The following is a 20,787-nucleotide window of genomic DNA, read 5'->3' on the forward strand; positions in this document are numbered from 1 at the left end:
CGCCTTTTCGGCCAGATTCGCGCCGGTTCCCGCCAATCCGATGGGCCAGGCCCAAGCGGTCGCCTCGCCACGGGCCGGCTCGGGGAATCGGCTTCCTGCAGCTGGGGCCCTGTGGCTTGAAAACACGAGCGGATCACGTCTCTCGCCGATGGCATTGCGGTCACGGCAAAGCGTTACTCACCGGCGCCAATGGGTGATAGGTTCGGCTGGTGGGCGCGGATTTCCATTGCCCGCCATCTACGGGAGCCTGTTCCCATGTTGGTGGCCGTCCTCGTTCCACCGGTCAGGCCGCACCTGGTGGAGATCGCTGCAATCGCGGACGCGTTCTTCGAGGCGAACGTTCAGACAGGGCAAGACCACTATCGCGTACGGCTGATTTCCGAGCACGGGGAACCCATACGCACGTCGTCGGGTCTGACGATCATGGCGGACACGACGTTGGACGAGGTCCGCGAACCGATCGACACGCTGATCGTTCCCCCGACGCATGGCGTGCCGCTTCCACCCAGCGCAGCCGTGACGGACTGGCTGCGAGCGCAGACGCCTCAGACGCGAAGATACGGCTCGGTATGCACCGGCGCCTTCATCCTCGGCGCTGCCGGCCTGCTTGGCGGGCGGCGGGTTACAACCCACTGGCAGTATGCACACGATCTGACCGCCCAATATCCCGACGCGATCGTCGAGCCCGACCGCATCTTCGTCCGCGACGGGCCGTTGTTCACCTCGGCCGGGGTCACGGCCGCGTTCGACCTGGTGCTCTCCCTGATCGAGGAGGACCTCGGGCGGGACGTTGCCTTGGCGGTCGCGCGCTTCCTGGTGATGTACCTCAGACGGCCGGGCGGACAGTCGCAGTTCAGCGCTCAGTTGGCCGCACAATTCGTCGTCCGCGAGCCGATCCAGCGCGTGCTGCAATGGATTCGCGACCACCTCCGACAAGACCTCTCCGTTGCCCGATTGGCGCGTGAAGCCGGGATGAGCCAACGCAGCTTCGCCCGCGCGTTCGTGCAGGAAACTCAGGTGACCCCCGCGCAGTTCGTGGAGTTGACTCGCATCGAAGAGGCGCGGCGCCTGCTCGAGGAAACGAAACTGCCCGTGCAGAAAGTGGCCCTCGAAAGCGGGTTCTCCGGCACGCAGGCGATGCGCAAGGCGTTCTGCCGTCGGCTGGACATCACCCCGAGCGAGTACCGCGAACGCTTCCGCACGACCGGCGACCCGGGTCCCCGTACCCACCAGGGCCGAGGCGCTCCCTTGCCGGCGACCCTCAACCCTCGATGCGGTCAAGGGCGGCCCTGAGCTTCTCGCCGACGACCGCGGCCTTGTCCTTCAGGGCGTCGTTCGCGATCGCCGCCATGGAAGCCACCGGGTCCACCGCCGCCACTTCGGTGCGCCCGCCGCCGGCATCCTGAATGATGACATTGCAGGGCAACATGATCCCCACCTTGTCCTCCAGTTGCAGCGCCTCGTACGCGAGCCGCGGGTTGCAGGCGCCGAGGATCACGTAGGGTCGAAACTCTTCGCCGAGTTTCGCCTTCATGGTCTGGCGCACGTCGATCTCGGTGATGACGCCGAACCCCTCCTGGCTCAACGCCTCCCGCGTGGCCGCCACGACCTGATCGAACGGCTGCGCGAAGGTTCTCGCATAGTAGTAGGTCATCGGACCTTCCTCTCTCTCATGCCGTCGGCTTTTCGACGCGGGTGACGGGGATCTTCAGGAACACCCTCCCCGAATGCGAGGCGTCCGGCAGCGCGCCGCCACGAATGTTCACCTGCAGGGAGGGAAGGATCAAAGTGGGGGCGGCCAGGGTCGCGTCGCGCGCTTCGCGCATCGATACGAAGGCGTCCTCCGTGACGCCGTCGCGCGCATGGACGTTCTGCGCCCGCTGCTCGGCGACCGTGCTCTCCCAGCGGAATTCGTCGCGGCCGGCCGGCAGGTAGTCATGGCCAACGAAGATGCGGGTCTGCGCCGGCAGAGCCAGGATCTTTCGGATCGAGCGATAGAGCGCCCGGGCGTCGCCGCCGGGAAAATCGGCCCGGGCCGTGCCGTAGTCCGGCATGAACAGCGTGTCGCCGACGAACGCGGCGTCGCCGATCAGATAGGTCACGTCCGCCGGCGTGTGGCCGGGGGTGTGCAGCACGCCAATGGTGATCTCGCCCAGCGGCAGCCGGTCGCCCTCGTTCAGCAGGTGGTCGAACGCCGCACCATCAGCCGCGACCTCATCCGCCTCGAAGACCGGGATGAAGGTCTTCTGCACCTCGACGATGTGGGCGCCGATGGCGATCTCCGCGCCGGTCCGTTGGCGGATGTAGTCGGCGGCGGAGAGGTGATCGGCGTGGGCGTGCGTTTCCAGGACATACTTCAGGTCGAGACCGCCCGCCGCCACCGCCGCCAGGATCTGGTCGGCCGAGGTGGTGGAAAGGCGGGCCGCCTTGGGCTCGAAGTCGAGCACGGGATCGATGATGGCGGCCGCCTTGGTCGCAGGGTCGCTGACCAGATAGCTGGCGGTGGAGGTCGCCCGATCGAAGAAAGCTTGAATGTGGGGTTGCACGGGAAGGCCTCCAGTAGGGGCCCTTTATATAAGAATTTGCTAAATTAGCACAATCGCATATACGGAAGACCATGTTCGATCTGTCGAAACTCGACATCACCCAGTTCGAAGGCAACGCCGGTGCGGCCGCGAAGTTGCTCCGCGCCCTGGCGAACGAGCGGCGGCTGATGATCCTTTGCCAACTCACAGAGGGCGAGCGGGCGGTAGGGCAACTTCTGCCGCTGGTCGGCCTCTCTCAGTCGGCGCTTTCTCAGCACCTCGCAGTGCTGAGGGAGGAAGGGATCGTGGCGACCCGCCGGGAGGCCCAGGCGGTCTGGTACCGGATCGCCGATCCGGCCGCCCTGAAGGTGGTGTCGACGCTGGCGGAGATCTTCTGTCGGCCGGACGGTGAGACAAACGATGGCCAATAGACCGACCCCCACCCCCCTACCGCTGGCCGAGCGTCGGCGAGCAGGACGGCCTGGGAAGGCTCGCCGCCTGCAGGGCGCGCCCTGGAACCGGCCGGCGAGGGCATAGAGGGCGATGGACCTGCCTGTCGCGAGTTACGGCATCGCCGTTGCCGGCGGGGCGCTGATCGGGCTGCTGCTGGCGGTCTTCGGCGGCGGTGGCTCAGTCCTGGCTACCCCTCTGCTGGTCTACCTGGTCGGCGTGAGAGATCCCCACGTCGCCATTGGCACGGCGGCTGCCGCAGTGGCCGTGAACGCGCTCTTCGGGCTCGCGACACAAGCCAGGGCGGGGACTGTGAAATGGCCTTGCGCGACGGTCTTCGGGGGCGCCGGCCTGGCGGGTTCAATAGTCGGGGCTCAGCTCGCGAAACAGATGGACGGGCAGGCGCTGCTCACCTGGTTCGGTGTGGCGATGGCGGCCGTCGGCATCTCGATGCTGGTCCCCCAGAAGGGGCTGGGCGACCCCGGCGTGCGCCTCACCGGGGCCCTCACGCTGAAGCTCGCTCCCGTCGGGCTGGTGGTGGGCCTAGCCGCGGGCTTCTTCGGGATCGGCGGCGGCTTCCTGATCGTCCCTGGCCTGATGGCCGCCACCGGCATGACCCTTACCCATGCGGCGGCCTCGTCCCTGGTCTCGGTGGTCCTCTTCGGCTCGGCCACAAGCGCCAGCTACGCAGCATCTGGAATGGTGGATTGGCCGGTGTTCGCCGCGCTCGTCGCGGGCGGCGCAGCCGGTGTGCTGGCGTCGAAGCCGGTGGTTCGGCTGCTCGCCCAGCGCGCTGTGCTCGGCCGCCGCCTCTTCGCAACGCTGGTCCTGGCGACCGCCGCCTATGTCATCTGGCGCTCGCTGTCCTGAGTGAGCCAACGTACAAGGCGGCAACCACACCGGACCCCGCGACCCGCGCCGACCCAGCCCGCCCCGGACGCCAAGCAGGCTCCGCCCTGGCCCGAAACCGGCTGACGGCGCGAGGCGCCTTTAAGAGTGAACCTTCTTTTTGCCCGCGGCGCCTACGCCGCCAGCACCCGCTTCAGCAGCTCCAGCGCGCCCGCCGCGAACGCCCGCATGTTCGCCGCGCGATCGCTGGAGCCGGTCTCGATGGTCAGCGCCACCTCCACCGGACCGGCGATCGCCACGCAGGTGTGGCCGGCCGCGTCGCCATAGGGATTGCCGGTCGGCCCCGCCGCCCCGGTCTCGGAAATCCCCCAGGTCGCCCCGAACCGCTCCCGCGAGGTCCGCGCCAGCAGCAGCGCATAGGGTTCGGATGCGGACCGCATCCCCTCCAGCGCCTCGCGGGGGATGTCGGTGAGCAGCACGCGGGACTTGGGCGTATAGACCACCGCGCCGCCCAGGTAGTAGGCGCTGGCGCCCGGCACGCTCAGCAGCGCCGCGGAGATCAGCCCGCCCGACGAACTCTCCGCCACGGCGATCTTCTCCCCGCGGTCCTTCAGGATCGCCCCAATCTCCGCCGCGAGGGCCTCCAACTCGTCCATACCGATCCTTCTTGTCTTGGCCAAACGGCCGTTCGGCGCCCATGATGCCGTCAAACGAAAGAACCGCGGGAGGAATTTAGATGGACGCCCAGTCACAGTGGACCGGCCTGGATGCCGCGCGCCTGGAACGGATTACCGAGCACCTGGAGCGGAACTACATCGGCCCGCAGAAGATTGCCGGCTGCCAGGTCGCCGTCGCCCGCCACGGCCACATCGCCTACCAGAAGGCGTTCGGCTCGATGGACCTGGAGCGGAACAAGCCCACCCGCGACGACACCATCTACCGCATCTATTCCATGAGTAAGCCGATCACGTCGGTCGCGCTGATGACGCTGTACGAGCAGGGCTACTTCCAGCTCAACGACCCGGTCAGTCGCTACGTGCCGTCCTGGAAGAACCACCGCGTCTGGATCTCCGGCGAGGGCGACGACATCGTCACCGAAGAACCCCGCCGTCCGGCCAACTTCCGCGACGTGCTCTCCCATATGGCGGGGCTCACCTACGGCGGCGGCCTGCCCGGCGTGGGCGTCCAGCACCCGATCGACCGCATCTATCGGTCCTTGAAGATCCGGTCGTCCGACACCAACGACACCCTGCCGGAGTTCATGGACAAGCTCTCCCAGGTCCCGTTGCGCTACCATCCTGGGGAGGCCTGGCAGTACTCGCTCGCCTCCGACGTCTGCGGCGCGCTGGTCGAGATCATCTCCGGCAAGCCCTTCGCGCAGTACCTCCAGGAGGTGATCTTCGATCCGCTCGGCATGAAGGACACCGCCTTCCAGGTGGCGCCCGACAAGGTCGATCGCTTCGCCGCCAACTACCAGCGCGGCCCCGACAAGAAGCTGAAGCTGATCGATGATCCGGTCACCTCGAACTACACCAAGGAGCCGGCCTTCAAGTCCGGCGGTGGCGGCCTCACCGGCACGATCTCCGACTACCTGCGCTTCTGCGAGATGCTGCGCCGCGGCGGCGAGCTGGATGGCCACCGGGTGCTTGGGCCGCGCACCCTGGAGGTCATGCACATGAACCACCTGCCCGGCGGCAAGGACCTGACTCAGGTGGCCTTCGAGGGGTTCTCCGAGACCGCCAACGAGGGCGTGGGCTTCGGCCTGGGCTTCGCGTCCACCATGGACCAGGTGACCACCGGCACGCTGGGCGCCGGCGACTACTACTGGGGCGGCGCAGCCTCGACGATCTTCTGGGTCGACCCGAAGGAGGATCTCTCCGTCGTCTTCATGACCCAGCTGATGCCGTCGGGCACGTTCAACTTCCGGGGCCAGCTGAAGTCGATCGTCTACAGCTCGATCATCGATTGACGACTGCTGACACGGCCCTGTCAGCAGGGCCCCGCTAAAGGTGTCTCTCCAACCGAGGGACACCGCATGGCCTACGACGGGCACGAAGATGGCCGGCGCGACTTCCACTTTCTGTACGGCCGCTGGGCGGTAGCGCACCGGCGGCTGAAGGAACGCGGCGTGGGCTGCGCGGAGTGGGAAGAGTTTACCGGGACCGCCTTCTGCCAGGGCTTGATGGGCGGCCTCTGCAATGTCGATGAGAACGACCTGGGCGAACGCGGCCACGGCCTCACTTTCCGCACCTTCGACGTCGAGGCCGGGCGGTGGTCGATCTACTGGGTGGACGCCGCCGGCGCGCTCGGCGCACCGGTGCATGGCCGCTTCCAGGCCGGCGTCGGCCGTTTCGAAGGCGACGACACCTGCGCAGGCCGCCCGGTGAAGGTGGCCTTCCTCTGGGAGCCTGCCGCCGAGGGTGGCGCCCGCTGGAGTCAGGCGTTCTCCTACGACGCCGGCAGGAGCTGGGAGACCAACTGGGTGATGACCTTCACGCGGAGCGCGTGAGGCGCTAAGCCCTCGTCATGCCGATGTCCCAACCCGACCTGGAAGCCGCCCTGCGCGAAGGCTTCCCCGACGCCACCATCGCGATCGAGGACCTCGCCGGCGACGGCGACCACTACAAGGCCCGCATCGTCTCCGCAGCCTTCGCCGGCCTGAACCGCGTGAAGCAGCACCAGCTCGTCTACGCCGCCCTCAAGGGCAAGATGGGCGGCGAGCTACACGCCCTGGCCCTGGAGACCTCCGCGCCGACCTGACGCGCTTGACCCGATGGACCCGCGTCCCTAGCTCTTGGGGCGACGTATTTCTCGCCGAAAGGGCGAACCCATGACCGAGACCACCACCGACGACCCCGTCCACGCCTGGATCGCAAAGTCCGTGGAAGAAAACCCCGTCATCCTCTTCATGAAGGGCGTGCCGGAACAGCCCCAGTGCGGCTTCTCCGCCGTCAGCGTGCAGATCCTCGATCACCTGGGCGTTGAGTTTGTCGGCGTCGACGTCCTGCAGAGCGAGCCGCTGCGCCAGGGCATCAAGGCCTATTCCGATTGGCCGACCATCCCCCAGCTCTACATCAAGGGCGAGTTCATCGGCGGCAGCGACATCATCCGCGAGATGTTCCAGTCCGGCGAACTGAAGACCATGCTCGCCGAGCAGGGCCTCCTGCCGGCGTGAGCCGGCTGCTCGAGCCGCCGGAGGGCCGCCCGGTCTTCCGCCTGACGTTCGAGCCTACGCCCGCCGACATCGACGCGAACGGCCACGTCAACAACGTGGTCTACCTGCGCTGGGCCCAGGATATGGGCGTCGCCCACTGGCAGTCCCTGGCCCCGCCCGAGGCCCAGGCGACCTGGGCCTGGGTCGCCCTGCGCCACGAGATCGACTACCGCCACGAACTCAAGCTCGGCGAGACCGCGCAGGGCCGCACCTGGGTCGCCGATCAGGCCGCCGGGCCCCGCTTCGACCGCTTCATCCGACTTGACCATCCGGACGGCGCCATGTGCGCCCAGGTCCACACGACCTGGGTGCTGATCGAACAGGCCACCGGCCGCCCGCGCCGCGTGCCGGACTGGATCACCGCGATGTTCGCCTGAGGCTGGCAAAGCCCCTTCGTCGTCTGAGGACACTCACCTCAGAATGCTGCAAACTCAACTTCCCGGACCCGTCCATGGTGTGAGCGGATTGAGCAGGAACACGGCGCTCGGCAGCGCCACGCCCAGCTCCGCCCAAGTGAAAGTCAGGTCCGTGCGGCCCATGGCGAACGACCTGCAAGTGTCGATCCGCCGCCGCCCGAACGCCAGGGTCGTCGTCGGACCCGTCCGCTCTAGGTAGAACGCGAAGTCTGCCTTGGCCGTGCAGCCGTTCGACGCCACGCTGATCACGATCGCCTCGCGTCCGGCGTCGGCCCTATAGATCGCCTCCAACTCCGCCAATCCCGAAGCCGCCGGCCGCACGCTTGGCGCGCCGGTGGCGCATCCGGACAGGGCGAGCGCGGAGAGTACGAACAGGCGGCGGTTCATCGCCGGATTTCGCCACAGGCCGCGCCCAAGCAAAAGGCCCCGGATCGCTCCGGGGCAAATCCGCTTCGCTGATCGGCGTCGGTTAGGACGCGTAGAATTCCACGACCAGGTTCGGCTCCATCTTCACCGGGTACGGCACTTCGGCCAGTTCCGGGGCGCGGACGAAGGTGGCGGCCATCGCCTTGGTGTCGATGGTGATGTAGTCGGGCGTGTCGCGCTCGGACGACTGCAGGGCTTCCAGCACGAGCGCCATGTTGCGCGAACGCTCACGCACCGAGACCACGTCGCCCGGCTTGACCCGGTAGGAGGCGATGTTCACCCGCTTGCCGTTCACCAGCACGTGGCCGTGGTTGACGAACTGGCGCGCCGCGAACGGGGTCGGCACGAACTTGGCGCGATAGACGATCGCGTCCAGCCGGCTTTCCAGCAACGAGATCAGGTTCTCCGAGGTGTTGCCCTTGCGGCTGGCCGCGTCCTTGTAGATGCGGACGAACTGCTTCTCGGTGATGTTACCGTAGTAGCCCTTCAGCTTCTGCTTGGCGCGGAGCTGGAGACCGAAGTCGGAGACCTTGGACTTGCGGCGCTGGCCGTGCTGGCCGGGGCCGTAGGCGCGGGAATTGATCGGGGATTTCGGGCGACCCCAGATGTTCTCGCCCATCCGGCGGTCGAGTTTGTACTTGGCGCTGTGGCGCTTGGACATTCAGGCACTCTCATTCGACGCGGGCCGGCGTCCTCTCATGGAGAACGCGATTGCAACGGCGGCTTCGCATCACCCGTCATAGGTATCCGGCCACGCGAGTTGCCCCGGCGGCTGGAAGGCGCGGTGTATGACGGCGGGGACCTCCGGAGTCAATATCGGCCCCGCCCTGCCGTGCGCGCCGATAGGTCCGCTGCAGCCTGTTGCGCCTCCGCCCACCACCGCCGCATCAACCCGCCCGCCGCCCCCGGGCGCGCGAGGCTCACCGCCTGCCCGGCCCAGAGCGAGAGCATCTCCGGGTCTTCGGCGGCCGCCGCGGCGGCGCGCAAGGGCTGGGTGAGCCGGTTCTGCACAGGATAGGCCGGGACCTCGTCCTGGACACCCTTCATCTCGCGCATGAAGCGGTTCTCGAGGCCGCGCGCGTGGCGGCCGGTGAACGCCCGCGTCAGTCGGGTCGGATCGTCGCCGGCCGTCTCGGCCGCCCGGCGCCAAGGCTTGGACGTCACCGCCTCGTCGGCCAGCAGGAAGGCGGTGCCCATCTGCGCGGCCGAGGCGCCCAACGCCAGCGCAGCCGCCACGCCGCGTCCGTCCATGATCCCACCCGCGGCGATCACCGGCAGTTCGACGGCCGCTCGGATGGTGGCGACCAGGGCCATCGTCCCCACCAGGCTGGCCTCGGTCTCCGCCAGGAAATGGCCTCGGTGGCCGCCGGCCTCGAAGCCCTGGGCGCAGATGCCGTCGGCGCCCACCGCGGCCCAGGCCCGCGCCTCCGCCACTGTCGTGGCCGTGCCCACGACGAAGGTCCCCGCCGCGTGCAGCGCGTCAACCTGAGCGGGGGTCAGGATCGAGAAGGTGAACGAGGCCATCGGCGGCGCGGCCTCGACCACCGCGGCAAGTTGCGCGTCGAAGTCCTGGGCGAACTGGTTGGGCGCGGCCGGCAGCGGGGCGCCCAACGCCGCATACCAGGGCGCCAGGCGGGCAAGCGCGGCATCCACCACCGCCGCGTCCGGCTCGGCTTTGGGCGCCATCAGGAGGTTCACGCCGAACGGCGCGGTCGTGACCGCCTTCACCGCCGCGATGGCGGGGCCGATCTCGGCCGGTGACAGGGTGGCGATGGCGTAGGTCCCGAGTCCGCCGGCCCGGCTCACCGCCAGGGTCAGCGCATCCAGCGAAGCCCCAACCATGGGCGCCTGGATGATCGGGACCGGCAGGCTATCCAGCAGCGCCGCCAGGCTCATCCCGCCTCTCCCTCTTCCGCCTTTTGCTTGGCGAGCTTGGCCAGCACGCGTCCACGGCCCTTTGACAGCGCGGTGACGACACCCCGGAAGGTGCGCACCTCCTGTTCCGACATCCGGGCCTTGGCGAGGGCCGAGCGCAGGTTCTGGACCATGGACGGCCGCTTGTCCGGCGGATGGAAGAAGCCGGCGGCGTCGAGCTCCCGCTCGAAGTGTTCGAACAGGCCCATCATGGCCGCGCCATCAGCGGGAGGAGACAACTCGCGGAAGACCGGCGGCGGCGCGTCCTGCAGGGTCGTGCGCCACTCGTAGGCGCTGATCGCAACCGCCTGGCCGAGGTTCAGCGAGCGGAAGCGCGGGTCGATGGGAATCGTCACCACCGCCTGGCATAGCGCGATGTCCGCCGTCTCCAGCCCTGCCCGCTCGCCGCCGAACAGCAAGCCCGTGCGCTCGCCCCGCGCCGACGCCGCGTACAGGTCGGCCGCCGCCGCCCGCGGGGTCAGCACAGGCAACTGCAGCTCGCGTGGCCGCGCCGTCGTCGCAAACACCACCTGCAGGTCGGCGATGGCGCTCTCCACGTCGTCGAACACCTGGGCGGCGTTCAGCGGCCACTCGGCGCCGGAGGCCAGCGCCCAGGCCCGTTCCTGCGGCCAGCCGTCGCGCGGATTCACCAGCCGCAGGTCCGCCAGCCCGAAATTCGCCATCACCCGGGCGACAGAGCCTATGTTCTCCGCGAGCTGTGGCGCGTTCAGGATGACGACAGGCGCCACGACATCAGGAATTCGGGCGCCAGGAATTGGGTCGGAGGCTTTAGCCATGCCGTGTTTAGAAGAGGCCGGCCGTCCGATGGCAACCCTCAGCCGCCGAAGCCTGCTCTCCGCTGCGCCTGCCGGGCTGCTGGCGGGTTGCGACCAGAAGATGCCCACCACGGTGTCGACCACGCCGGCGGTGGCCCTCCCGGGCCTCGACAAGGCCATCGTCCGCATCGCCGACGCGGTCCGACCGGGCGCCCTCGGGGTGGGCCTGATGAACCTGGAGAGCGGCCAGTCCTATGTCCACAACGGCGAGCGCCGCTTCCCTATGCAGAGCGTCTTCAAGATGCTGCTGGGCGCCGCCGTGCTGGCTGAAGTCGACGCTGGGCGCGTGTTGATGAGCGAGGGGTTCTACCTGCTCGAGTCCCAGCTCTCGCCGCCCTGGTCGCCGATCGCACAGGCCTGGCCCGGCCGACGCGAGTACACCGCCGATCAGTTGCTCGAGGCTGCGGTCTCCGACAGCGACAATACCGCCGCCGACGTCCTGATGAAGCGTATCGGCGGGCCGGGCGCGCTGACCGCATGGCTGACCGCCAAGCGGGTGAAGGACATCCGCGTCGACCGCTACGAGCGCGAACTGAGCGCAGAGGTGTACGGCATGCCGTCCTTCCGGCCCGCCTGGCGCACCGAGGCCGCCTTCGCCGCAGCCCGCGACGCCGTGCCACCGGCCACGCGGGCGGCCGCCGCCCGCGCCTACCTGGCCGACCCGCGCGACACCGCCACGCCGGCCGGCATGCTGGCGTTCCTGCAGATGCTCGACCGGGGCGACCTGATCTCCCAGGCGTCCACCCGCCGCCTCGTCGCCTTGATGAGCCGGACACGACGCGGCGCCGGGCGGCTCAAGGCCGGTTTGCCCAAGTCCGCTTTCCTGGCGCACAGACCGGGGACCTCCGGCTTCGACCTCGGCCTGTCGAGCGCGCACAACGACGTCGGGATCTTCACGCTCGCCGACAAGCGCAGCTACGCCATCTGCGCGTTCCTGTCTGGATCCACGCTGGACGAGGCCGCGCGCGATGCGATCATCGCCCAAGTCGCAGCGGCCGCGGTGCGCGCGGTGGGTTGACGCTACGCAGCCCTTGCGCACGCGCCCCCGACCGCTATTACGGCCCTTAGGAATCCGGAGCGCCTGCCCCTCATGGCCAAGATCAAAGTCGCCAACCCTGTCGTGGACATCGACGGGGACGAGATGACCCGCATCATCTGGAAGTGGATCAAGGACAAGCTCGTCTTCCCGTTCGTCGACGTCGAGATCGACTACTACGACCTGGGGATGGAAAACCGCGACGCCACCGACGATCAGGTGACGATCGACGCGGCCGAGGCGATCAAGCGCCACGGCGTCGGCGTCAAGTGCGCCACCATCACGCCGGACGAGGCCCGCGTCAAGGAATTCGGCCTCAAGCAGATGTGGAAGTCGCCGAACGGCACGATCCGCAACATCCTGGGCGGCGTGGTCTTCCGCGAGCCGATCATCTGCAAGAACGTGCCGCGCCTGGTGCCCGGTTGGACGCAGCCGATCATCATCGGCCGCCACGCCTTCGGCGACCAGTATCGGGCGACCGACTTCCTGGTCCCCGGGCCCGGCACGATGACCCTCACCTGGGTCGGCGACAACGGGGAGAAGATCGAGAAGGAGGTCTTCAAGTACCCCAGCGCCGGCGTGGCGCTCGCCATGTACAACCTCGACGATTCCATCCGCGACTTCGCGCACGCCAGCTTCGCCTACGCCCTGGCGCGCAAGTACCCGCTCTACCTGTCGACGAAGAACACCATCCTCAAGGCCTACGACGGGCGGTTCAAGGACATCTTCCAGCAAGTCTACGACACGGACTACGCAGACAAATTCAAGGCTGAAGGCCTGATCTACGAGCACCGCCTGATCGACGACATGGTGGCGTCCGCGATGAAGTGGTCGGGCGGCTATGTCTGGGCCTGCAAGAACTACGACGGCGATGTCCAATCCGACACGGTGGCCCAGGGCTTCGGCTCGCTGGGCCTGATGACCTCGGTGCTGATCACGCCGGACGGCCAGACCATGGAGGCCGAGGCGGCCCACGGCACCGTCACCCGCCACTACCGCCAGCATCAGAAGGGCGAGTCGACCTCGACCAACTCCATCGCCTCGATCTTCGCCTGGACCCAGGGCCTGAAGCACCGCGCCAAGCTGGACGGCAACAGCGACCTGACCCACTACGCCGAAACCCTCGAGAAGGTTTGTGTCGACACGGTCGAGTCGGGCTCGATGACCAAGGACCTGGCGCTGCTGGTCGGCGACACCCAGGGCTGGCTGACCACTGAGGGCTTCCTCGACAAGGTCGCAGCCAACCTTGAGAAGGCCCTGGCCAAGGCCTGAGCCTTTCGATCCTCAGGAAAGCGCCGCCCGCGGACCCCGCCGGCGGCGTTTTGGTGTCAGCGGCCTTCGACCCAGACGTCGAGCGGCTGCTTCTCCTCGTGGCGGACAAGGAACAGGTAGCCGATCACGAAGGCCGCGCCGGCGATGAACAGCGCGCCCCAGAACCCCGCGCCGGTGGCGAACCACAGGGTGAGGAAGAAGGTCGCGTCGCCGATCACCAGCATCGCCCAGCGGGTGAGGATGCTGAACGCGTGATAGGTCTTTTCGTGAACCACGACGTCCATGGTCTGGTCGCCGAACTGACTGCCACTGGCCATATCTGACTCTCCGGGCTGATGTCCGACGCCAGGGAACGCCCGCCGCTGGCTGCTGTCAATTTGTTCGAAACCTTCGCCGCGGCGTGCCGGTAGGCGGCGCCGACGAGCGTTCACGCGACCTAGCTTGACCCGGCCGGAGCCGCTGGGCAGCGTTCCGGCGACGAACGGAGGCAATGCATCTATGCGCGCGATCGCATTGGCCGGAGTCCTGGCCCTCGGTGTCGCACAGACCGGCGCCGCGGCCGACGTGTGCCCGAAGTGGGGGCCGCTGGAGACCGTCGGCGCCCTGGACGGCAAGCTCATCAACGAGGCCAGCGGCCTGGAGGCCTCCGTCGCCCATCCTGGGCGGCTCTATCACCACAACGATTCCGGGGACGACCTGCGGTTCTTCGTGACCGACATGGCCGGCGGCGGGGCCAAGGTGGTCAATGTTGCGGGGCCCAAGCCGCGCGACATCGAGGACATGTCCCTGGGCCCCTGCGGCCGGGCGACCTGCATCTATCTCGGCGACATCGGCGACAACGCCGCGGCGCGGGCGGACGTGACCTTCACCCTCGTGCGGGAGAAGCGCGCCTTCGCCGGCGAGGTGAAGCCGCTGCGGGCCGTGCGGGCGCGCTATCCCGACGGAGCGCACAATGCCGAGGCCTTCGCCGTGCATCCCGACGGCGACCTCTATGTGATCACCAAGCCGGCCGACGGGCGGGTGACGCGGCGCGATCCGGCGCTGGTGTTCCGGCTCAGCGCCGCGCAACTGCGGGCCGCGGGCGAGGTCCAGGTGTTCGAGAAGGTGGGCGAGATCGATCTGCCGAAGATCGCGCCTGAGTTGGGCATCGTCGACTGGATCCCGACCGCGATGGACATCACCGCGGACGGCCGGCGCGTGGCGCTACTGACCTACGGCGCCATCTACGAACTGGCCGTGGACCTGTCCCGGGGCCTGCCGGCCGCGTGGACCAGGGGCAGGAACCTGCAGATCGTGCGCTTCAAGCGCCTGCCGCAGCAGGAGGCGATCGCCTGGCTGCCCGACGGCTCGGGCCTCTTGCTCGACACCGAGGTCAACAACCAGCCGACGGCCCCGCTGCTGCGACTCCGCTGCGAGGGATAGGCAGGCGCTCACCCGGCCAGGGCAGCCCTCACGGCGGCCAGTCCTTCGGCCGCCTTCGCCGCGTCCGGCGCGCCGCCCTGGGCGAAATCGGGGCGGCCGCCCGCGCCCTGGCCGCCCATGGCCAGCACCCCGGCCTTGGCGAGGTCGGCGGCGTTGAAGCGGCTCTGCGCGGCGCCGGTGACCGCGACCGTCACCGCCGCCTTGCCGTCGGCGGTGCCTACGAGGACGATCACGCCGTCGGGCAGCTGCTTCTTGAACGCCTCGGCGATGGGCCGCAGGTCCTTGCCGCCGACACCCTCCATGATCCGGGCCATCACCTGGACGCCGCCGATCTCCTCCGGCCCGACGGCCGCGCCGGCGCCGCCACCGCCGCCCATGGCCAGCTGGCGCTTGGCGTCGCCGAGCTCCTTCTCGAGCTGGCGGCTCTGCGCCTGCATCGTGGCGACGCGGGCGGCGACTTCGGACACTGGCACCTTGAACTGGTCGGCCAGGCCCTTTGCGACTGAGGCCTGGTCCAGCAGGTAGCGGCGGGCCGCCTCGCCGGTCAGGGCCTCGATCCGGCGGACGCCGGCGGCGACGCCTTGCTCGGCGACGATCTTGAACAGGGCGATGTCGCCGGTGCGGGCCACGTGGGTGCCGCCACAGAGTTCGACGGAATAGGCCCCCTCACCGCTCAGCGCGTCGCCAAGGGTCAGCACGCGGACGCTCTCGCCGTACTTCTCGCCGAACAGCGCCATCGCCCCGGCCGCCATGGCCTCCTTGGGCGCCATCAGCTTGGTCTCGGCGGGACGGTTCTGGCGCACCACCGCGTTCACCTCGGCCTCGATGCGATCGATCTCGTCCGGCGTCACCGGGGCGCCGTGGCTGAAGTCGAAGCGGATTCGCTCGCCGTCGACCATCTGGCCCTTCTGGGTGACATGAGCGCCCAGGACATTGCGCAGGGCGGCGTGCAGCAAGTGGGTGGCGGAGTGGTTGGAACGCGTCGCCGCGCGCCGCTCGGCGTCCACCGCCAGCCGCACCCGGTCGCCCGGCTTCAGCGTCCCTTCCAGGATCTCCAGCTCGTGCACATGCAGGTCGCCCGCATGCTTCTGGACATCGGTGACCTTGGCGCGGCCACCGTCCCACTCGACCTCGCCGGTGTCGCCGGCCTGGCCGCCGCTCTCGGCGTAGAACGGCGTGCGGTCGAACAGCGCCTCGACCTTGGATCCCGTCAGGGCGCCGTCGATCTCGCGGCCATCCTCGACAAGGACCAGCACCTCGGCGGTGACCTCGCCGTCCTCGTAGCCGGTGAAGACGGTGGGGCCGAGGCGCTCGCGGATGGCGAACCACTCGGCCGCAGCCGAAGCCTGGCCAGAGCCGGTCCAGGCTTCACGGGCCATGTCGCGCTGGCGTTTCATGGCCGCGTCGAACTCCTCGAGGTTCACCGTCAGGCCCTTGGCGCGCACCGCGTCCTGGGTCAGGTCCAGCGGGAACCCGTAGGTGTCGTAGAGCTTGAACGCCGTTTCGCCGGAGAGCACGTCGCCCTCGTTCAGACCCGCGGTGGCCTCATCGAGCAGGCTCATGCCGCGCCCCAGGGTGCGGCGGAACCGCTCCTCTTCCTGGCGCAGGGTGTCGATGATGGCGGGTTCGGCGCGCTTAAGCTCGGGATAGGCCTCGCCCATCTGCTCGATGAGGGTCGGGGCGAGCCGGTGCATCAAGGGCTCCTCGGCCCCCAGCAGGTGGGCGTGGCGCATGGCGCGGCGCATGATCCGGCGCAGCACATAGCCGCGCCCCTCGTTGGAGGGCGTGACGCCGTCGGCGATCAGGAAACTGGTGGAGCGCAGGTGGTCGGCGATCACCCGGTGCGAGGGGCCATTGGACGCGCCGCCGGCGCCGCCCACCAAGTTGCGGGAGGCGGCGATGATGTTGCGGAACAGATCGACGTCGTAGTTGTCGTGCACGCCCTGCAGCACCGCAGCGACCCGCTCCAGGCCCATGCCCGTGTCGATCGAGGGCTTCGGCAGCGGCTCGCGACGGCCGTCGGCGAACTGCTCGAACTGCATGAAGACCAGGTTCCAGATCTCGACGAACCGGTCTCCGTCCTCGTCGGGGCTGCCGGGCGGACCGCCCGCGATGTGGGACCCGTGGTCGTAGAAGATCTCTGAGCACGGGCCGCAGGGGCCGGTGTCGCCCATCGACCAGAAGTTGTCGGCCGTGGCGATGCGGATGATCCGCTCGTCGGGCAGGCCGGCGATCTTCTTCCAAAGGCCATGGGCCTCGTCGTCGGTGTGGTAGACGGTGATCGTCAGCTTTTCCGGCGCAATGGCGAACTCCTTGGTCAGGAGCTCCCAGGCGTGATGGATCGCCTGTTCCTTGAAATAGTCGCCGAACGAGAAGTTCCCCAGCATCTCGAAGAAGGTGTGGTGGCGCGCGGTGTAGCCGACATTATCCAGGTCGTTGTGCTTGCCGCCGGCGCGGACCGACTTCTGCGAAGAGGCCGCGCGCGGCCACGGCGGGGTCTCGGCGCCGGTGAAGTAGTTCTTGAACGGCACCATGCCGGCGTTGACGAACAGCAGGGTCGGGTCGTTCTGCGGCACCAGTGGGGCCGAGGCGACGATGGCGTGATCCTTCCGCTGGAAGTAGTCCAGGAAATGGGTCCGGATCTCGTTCAGGGTCGCCATAGGATTTTCGGTCTCGAAGGGTAAGCTGCTCGGGCCCCCGAGATGGGGGCGGCTCGATTTACGCGAAACCGGCCGGATCGCAAAAGGCGGCCGGCCGCAGGTCATGATTTCGCGCGTCGCACGGGGTCTGGACTGACGCGGCGTCCGCCGGCCAACCTCGGCTCCCGTGCGACGGAGCTTCAGATGACCGACCTGTTCGACCCCTGCGAATTCAACGGCCTCAAGCTGAAGAATCGCATCGCGCTGTCACCGCTCACACGCACGCGCTCCAACGACGCCGGCGAGGCCGGGGAACTGCAGGCCCTCTACTACGCCCAGCGCGCGTCGGCGGGCCTGCTCATCTCCGAAGCGACTCCGGTCGCGCCCGGCGGCCGCGGCGGCCCCAACATCCCCGGCTTGTGGAACGACGGACAGATCGCCGGTTGGCGGCAGGTGACCGACGCCGTGCACGCGAAGGACGGGGTGATCTTCTGCCAGCTCTGGCACGCCGGCCGGCTCAGCCATTCATCGCTGGGCGGCGGCGAGCCGCCGATCGCGCCCTCCGCCATGACCCAGCCTGGCCAGGTCTTCGGCCCGAACGGCCTCGTCCCTTACGAGGAAGCCCGCGCCCTGCGCACCGACGAGCTCCCGGGAATCGTCGAGATGTTCCGCGCCGCGGCCGTGCGCGCCAAGGCGGCGGGCTTCGACGGCGTCGAACTCCACGGCGCCCACAGCTACCTGATCGACGCGTTCCTGCGCGACATGACCAACAAGCGCACCGACGCCTACGGCGGCTCCATCGAGAACCGTGCCCGCCTTCTGGTGGAGACCCTGCAGGCGATCATCGGGGTCTGGGGTCCCGAACGCACCGCCGTGCGCCTGTCCCCCATCGGCCACGCCTACGAGGCCTGGGACTCTAACCCCGAGCCGCTCTTCACCTACGTCGTGGAGCGTCTGAACGACCTGAAGGTGGGCTGGCTGGACATGGTCGAGGGCGACACCGGCAATTCGCGCACCATCGAGCCCAGCTTCGATCTGCAGAAGCTGCGCCGGCTCTTCAAGGGCTGCCTGATCGCCAACAACCTCTACGATCGCGACCTGGCCATCGCCGTCCGCGCGGCCGACGCCGCCGACATGATCGCCTTTGGCCGGCCCTTCATCGGCAACCCCGACCTGGTCGAGCGCCTCCGCCGCAACGCGCCCCTAAACGTCGCCGACCCCCGCGCCTACTACGGCGGCGGCGCGCGGGGCTACACCGACTTCCCGACGCTGGAGGAAGCCGGCGTCGCCGGCTGAGGGCGGAAGACTTGGTTCACGCCTGAGCTCGCCGCCGTCGATCACTCCGCTCTCACCGCCCGCGCTAGCGGGTGGGCGGGGCGAGCCGTACAAAGGTCCGACAGACAAGCGGGCGCGCCTTAGACGCCCATCAACGGGAGTGAAGCTATGGCGACCGAACTGAAGGGCCTGACGGCGGTGGTGACGGGCGGTGGCGCCGGCATCGGCCAGGCCATGTGCCGCAACTGGGCCGACGCGGGCATGAACGTGGTGGTGGCCGACCTCGAGGGAACGCGGGCGGAGGAGACGGCCAAGGCGATCGAGGCCGCCGGCGGTCGCGCGGTGGCGGTGGCCTGCGACGTTGGGGACGCCAAGGCGGTCGAGGCGCTTGCGGACCGGGCCTACGAGGCCTTCGGCGCGGTCAACGTCGTGTGCAACAACGCTGGCGTGGTCCAGTTCGGGCCCGTGGCCATCGCACCGCAGGACGACTGGGAGTGGCTGTTCAAGCCCAACCTCTGGGGCGTGGTCAACGTCATCCGCACCTTCACGCCGCGGCTGAAGGCGCAAGGGAGCGGCCTGCGCCATATGGTCAACACGGCTTCGCTCTCGGGAATCTTCGCGGTGCCGGGCCTGGGGGTCTACACGGCCTCCAAATACGCGGTGGTCGGCATCAGCGAGACCCTGCGCGACGAGCTGAAGAAGGACGGCATCGGCGTCTCGGTGCTTTGCCCAGGCCCGACGCCCAGCCGGATTGGGGAAAACGCGCGCACCACCACGGAGCCCGGCAAGGGGGCGTTCGAGGACGCCGGCCAGTTCAACTTCCTGGAGAGCCGCACGGTCGAGCAGGTGGCGGCCTGCGTGCGCGCGGGCGTGCTGGCCAACCGTCTCTACATCTTCAGCCACAAGCCCGGCCGCATCGCCGCCGAGCGCCGCTTCAACGAGATCCTGGCAGACTTCGACGCAGCGCCCTGACCCGGCTGCGGCGCCTCAGGGCCGGCCGCCGAGGAAAGCGACGATCGGCGCGTTGACCTGCGCCGGATGGGTGAGCGGCGCGAAGTGGGTCGCGCCGGCCACGATGACTTCGCGTGCGCCGGGAATGGCTCGCGCCATCGCCTCGGTGTGGGCGCGGGGGATCGAATCGGCCTGGCCGGCCATGACGAGCACGGGCGAGCGGATGCTTCCCAGCTGCTTCGCCGTGTAGTTGGGCTCGCTCCGCCACATGGTCTGCACCTTGCCGTAGAAGGCGGGCCACTGGTCGGGCGTGGGCGACAGGCGCAGGTAGGCCTCGCGTTGGCGGGCCGCAGCAGGAGAGTCCGCGGCCGGCGGGGTCGGGTGAGGTCTATCCCTGTCAGGTCGAAATTGGTCCCGATGGTGACCAGCCGCCCCACCCGGTCCGGATGGTGGATGGCCAGGTGCAGGCCGATGATCCCGCCGTCGCTCCAGCCGACGATATCGGCCTTGCGGATGCGCAGGCGGTCCATGAGCTCGATCATGTCCTCGGCCATCCGCGCATAATGCAGGGGCCCGGCGGCGTCGGTGGAACGGCCGTGGCCGCGGCTGTCAGGCGCGATGACGAGGTGGTCCTTGGCCAGGGCCTCGATCTGCCAGTGCATGGTCTCGAGGTAGGCCGTGCCGCCGTGCAGCACGAGGACCGGCGGCCCGGCGCCGTAAGTCTCGTAGTAGATGCGGACTCCGCCGAGCTCCGCGGTGGCCGACCGGCGGAGGCCAGCCTTCGCTTTCGTGGCGGTGAACGCGCCGATCCCGAAGTCCGCGGCGGGCTGCGCCGAGGCGCCGCCCCCCCACCAGGACTATCGCGCCAAGCGCCGCCGCCAGCCCTAAACTCCGAACCATGTGCCCCTCCGACTGGCTGACAGTCTGGGTCGTTGGCCAACCCGCGGCAAGCACGGGCGCCGACGTGGCGGCGGGAGGACGGGCCTGCTGGATAGGCCTGCCCGCAACGTCGCGTCGGTTGCCGACGCCTAGAGGGACCCGTCCTCGGCGTCCGCGTCCGGGGTGGGGCCGACGAGGAGCTCCTCCTCGATGACCGCCTTGGCGCCGCGCACCTTCGATTCGATCTCGGCGGCGATGTCCTTGTTGGCCTTCAGGAACTCGCGGACGTTGTCGCGGCCCTGGCCAATGCGCTGGGAATTGAAGGAGAACCAGGAGCCGGACTTCTCGATCACGCCGGCCTTGACGCCCAGGTCGATGATCTCGCCCAGCTTGGAGATCCCCTCGCCGTACATGATGTCGAATTCCACCTCACGGAACGGCGGGGCGACCTTGTTCTTGACCACCTTCACCCGGACGTTGTTGCCGACGATCTCGTCGCGGATCTTCACCGAACCGGTGCGGCGGATATCCAGGCGCACCGAGGCGTAGAACTTCAGCGCGTTGCCGCCGGTGGTGGTCTCGGGGCTGCCGTACATCACCCCGATCTTCATGCGGATCTGGTTGATGAAGATCACCAGGGTGTGGGTCTTGGAGATCGAGGCGGTGAGCTTGCGCAGCGCCTG

24 protein-coding genes and 1 pseudogene are annotated in these 20,787 nt (G+C 68.7%); 14 read left to right on the plus strand and 11 right to left on the minus strand.

The genetic code is table 11. The features are described 5' to 3' along the window. The first annotated feature begins 255 nt into the window (after positions 1-255). Positions 256-1,293, plus strand: coding sequence for a GlxA family transcriptional regulator (locus tag QZV94_RS11615; RefSeq protein ID WP_293678049.1), 1,038 nt, complete (start codon positions 256-258; stop codon positions 1,291-1,293). Here QZV94_RS11615 and QZV94_RS11620 read toward each other — a convergent pair. Continuing rightward, positions 1,262-1,654, minus strand: coding sequence for a DUF302 domain-containing protein (locus QZV94_RS11620; RefSeq protein ID WP_293678050.1), 393 nt, complete (start codon positions 1,652-1,654; stop codon positions 1,262-1,264). The two genes, QZV94_RS11615 and QZV94_RS11620, sit on opposite strands and share 32 nt — an antisense overlap. A gap of 16 nt (positions 1,655-1,670) precedes the next feature. Continuing rightward, a complete protein-coding gene (locus QZV94_RS11625) occupies positions 1,671-2,546 on the minus strand; it encodes an MBL fold metallo-hydrolase (protein ID WP_293678051.1) in 876 nt (291 codons plus the stop codon). Positions 2,547-2,617: 71 nt separating this feature from the next. On the opposite strand from QZV94_RS11625, the gene QZV94_RS11630 reads away from it, so the two are divergent. Both QZV94_RS11630 and QZV94_RS11635 read left to right on the plus strand, forming a co-directional pair. Continuing rightward, the gene (locus QZV94_RS11630; RefSeq protein WP_293678052.1) at positions 2,618-2,956 is read left to right on the plus strand and encodes a helix-turn-helix transcriptional regulator; all 339 of its coding nucleotides are present in this window, start codon (positions 2,618-2,620) and stop codon (positions 2,954-2,956) included. A gap of 112 nt (positions 2,957-3,068) precedes the next feature. Further along, positions 3,069-3,845, plus strand: a complete 777-nt coding sequence (locus QZV94_RS11635) for a sulfite exporter TauE/SafE family protein (protein ID WP_293678053.1) — start codon at positions 3,069-3,071, stop codon at positions 3,843-3,845. Between the two features lie 152 nt (positions 3,846-3,997). On the opposite strand, the gene QZV94_RS11640 is transcribed toward QZV94_RS11635, so the two are convergent. Beyond that, complete coding sequence (locus QZV94_RS11640) at positions 3,998-4,480, minus strand: CinA family protein (protein ID WP_293678054.1); 483 nt, start codon at positions 4,478-4,480, stop codon at positions 3,998-4,000. 80 nt (positions 4,481-4,560) lie between these two features. Here QZV94_RS11640 and QZV94_RS11645 point away from each other — a divergent pair, with 80 nt between their 5' ends. From QZV94_RS11645 to QZV94_RS11665, 5 genes are all read left to right on the plus strand, one after another. Then, complete coding sequence (locus QZV94_RS11645) at positions 4,561-5,793, plus strand: serine hydrolase (RefSeq protein ID WP_293678055.1); 1,233 nt, start codon at positions 4,561-4,563, stop codon at positions 5,791-5,793. Positions 5,794-5,859: 66 nt separating this feature from the next. After that, positions 5,860-6,333, plus strand: a complete 474-nt coding sequence (locus QZV94_RS11650; RefSeq protein ID WP_293678056.1) for a DUF1579 domain-containing protein — start codon at positions 5,860-5,862, stop codon at positions 6,331-6,333. A gap of 17 nt (positions 6,334-6,350) precedes the next feature. Next, positions 6,351-6,584: a BolA family protein gene (locus tag QZV94_RS11655; protein WP_293678057.1), complete on the plus strand. Its 234-nt coding sequence runs from the start codon at positions 6,351-6,353 to the stop codon at positions 6,582-6,584. A gap of 70 nt (positions 6,585-6,654) precedes the next feature. Further along, positions 6,655-6,999 (plus strand): Grx4 family monothiol glutaredoxin, encoded by a 345-nt coding sequence (gene grxD, locus QZV94_RS11660; RefSeq protein ID WP_293678058.1) that lies wholly within the window; start codon positions 6,655-6,657, stop codon positions 6,997-6,999. Next, positions 6,996-7,415 carry a thioesterase family protein gene (locus tag QZV94_RS11665; RefSeq protein ID WP_293678059.1) on the plus strand — a complete coding sequence of 140 codons (420 nt, stop codon included), beginning with the start codon at positions 6,996-6,998 and terminating at the stop codon, positions 7,413-7,415. Before grxD ends, QZV94_RS11665 begins: the two co-directional genes overlap by 4 nt. A gap of 54 nt (positions 7,416-7,469) precedes the next feature. On the opposite strand, the gene QZV94_RS11670 is transcribed toward QZV94_RS11665, so the two are convergent. The 4 genes from QZV94_RS11670 to QZV94_RS11685 all read right to left on the minus strand — a co-directional run bounded on the left by QZV94_RS11670 (position 7,470) and on the right by QZV94_RS11685 (position 10,591). Continuing rightward, complete coding sequence (locus tag QZV94_RS11670; protein ID WP_293678060.1) at positions 7,470-7,841, minus strand: hypothetical protein; 372 nt, start codon at positions 7,839-7,841, stop codon at positions 7,470-7,472. 82 nt (positions 7,842-7,923) lie between these two features. After that, the gene (gene rpsD, locus QZV94_RS11675) at positions 7,924-8,541 is read right to left on the minus strand and encodes a 30S ribosomal protein S4 (RefSeq protein ID WP_293678061.1); all 618 of its coding nucleotides are present in this window, start codon (positions 8,539-8,541) and stop codon (positions 7,924-7,926) included. Between the two features lie 149 nt (positions 8,542-8,690). After that, positions 8,691-9,776, minus strand: a complete 1,086-nt coding sequence (locus QZV94_RS11680; RefSeq protein WP_293678062.1) for a nitronate monooxygenase family protein — start codon at positions 9,774-9,776, stop codon at positions 8,691-8,693. Next, positions 9,773-10,591: an RNA methyltransferase gene (locus QZV94_RS11685; RefSeq protein ID WP_293678063.1), complete on the minus strand. Its 819-nt coding sequence runs from the start codon at positions 10,589-10,591 to the stop codon at positions 9,773-9,775. The genes QZV94_RS11680 and QZV94_RS11685 overlap by 4 nt, the downstream gene beginning before the upstream one ends. 28 nt (positions 10,592-10,619) lie before the next feature. Between QZV94_RS11685 and bla the strand changes: the two genes are divergently transcribed. Together bla and QZV94_RS11695 are read left to right on the plus strand one after the other, a co-directional pair. Then, positions 10,620-11,648, plus strand: a complete 1,029-nt coding sequence (gene bla / locus QZV94_RS11690) for a class A beta-lactamase (protein WP_293678064.1) — start codon at positions 10,620-10,622, stop codon at positions 11,646-11,648. Positions 11,649-11,720: 72 nt separating this feature from the next. Continuing rightward, a complete protein-coding gene (locus QZV94_RS11695; protein WP_293678065.1) occupies positions 11,721-12,938 on the plus strand; it encodes an NADP-dependent isocitrate dehydrogenase in 1,218 nt (405 codons plus the stop codon). A 56-nt stretch (positions 12,939-12,994) separates the two neighbouring features. Here QZV94_RS11695 and QZV94_RS11700 read toward each other — a convergent pair whose 3' ends face one another. Continuing rightward, positions 12,995-13,255 carry an aa3-type cytochrome c oxidase subunit IV gene (locus tag QZV94_RS11700; protein ID WP_293678066.1) on the minus strand — a complete coding sequence of 87 codons (261 nt, stop codon included), beginning with the start codon at positions 13,253-13,255 and terminating at the stop codon, positions 12,995-12,997. A 181-nt stretch (positions 13,256-13,436) separates the two neighbouring features. On the opposite strand from QZV94_RS11700, the gene QZV94_RS11705 reads away from it, so the two are divergent. Further along, on the plus strand, positions 13,437-14,360 hold the full coding sequence (locus tag QZV94_RS11705; RefSeq protein ID WP_293678067.1) for a hypothetical protein: 924 nt from the start codon (positions 13,437-13,439) through the stop codon (positions 14,358-14,360). An 8-nt stretch (positions 14,361-14,368) separates the two neighbouring features. Here QZV94_RS11705 and alaS read toward each other — a convergent pair whose 3' ends face one another. Continuing rightward, entirely contained in the window at positions 14,369-17,020 is a 2,652-nt protein-coding gene (gene alaS / locus QZV94_RS11710) for an alanine--tRNA ligase (protein WP_293678068.1), read from the minus strand. 183 nt (positions 17,021-17,203) lie between these two features. Between alaS and QZV94_RS11715 the strand changes: the two genes are divergently transcribed. Then, a complete protein-coding gene (locus tag QZV94_RS11715; RefSeq protein ID WP_293678069.1) occupies positions 17,204-18,295 on the plus strand; it encodes an alkene reductase in 1,092 nt (363 codons plus the stop codon). A 147-nt stretch (positions 18,296-18,442) separates the two neighbouring features. Then, positions 18,443-19,246, plus strand: a complete 804-nt coding sequence (locus QZV94_RS11720) for an SDR family NAD(P)-dependent oxidoreductase (RefSeq protein WP_293678070.1) — start codon at positions 18,443-18,445, stop codon at positions 19,244-19,246. Here QZV94_RS11720 and QZV94_RS25150 read toward each other — a convergent pair. After that, positions 19,162-19,920, minus strand: coding sequence for an alpha/beta fold hydrolase (locus QZV94_RS25150; RefSeq protein WP_367254376.1), 759 nt, complete (start codon positions 19,918-19,920; stop codon positions 19,162-19,164). The genes QZV94_RS11720 and QZV94_RS25150 overlap by 85 nt on opposite strands. A 37-nt stretch (positions 19,921-19,957) precedes the next feature. Here QZV94_RS25150 and QZV94_RS11730 point away from each other — a divergent pair, with 37 nt between their 5' ends. After that, the gene (locus QZV94_RS11730) at positions 19,958-20,113 is read left to right on the plus strand and encodes a hypothetical protein (protein WP_293678072.1); all 156 of its coding nucleotides are present in this window, start codon (positions 19,958-19,960) and stop codon (positions 20,111-20,113) included. Positions 20,114-20,253: 140 nt separating this feature from the next. Here the strand turns inward: QZV94_RS11730 and QZV94_RS11735 are convergent. Further along, positions 20,254-20,787 (minus strand): annotated as a pseudogene (locus QZV94_RS11735) (DNA recombination/repair protein RecA); the annotation flags it as partial.

It is taken from the genome of uncultured Phenylobacterium sp., assembly GCF_902826855.1.
GTDB lineage: Bacteria > Pseudomonadota > Alphaproteobacteria > Caulobacterales > Caulobacteraceae > Phenylobacterium.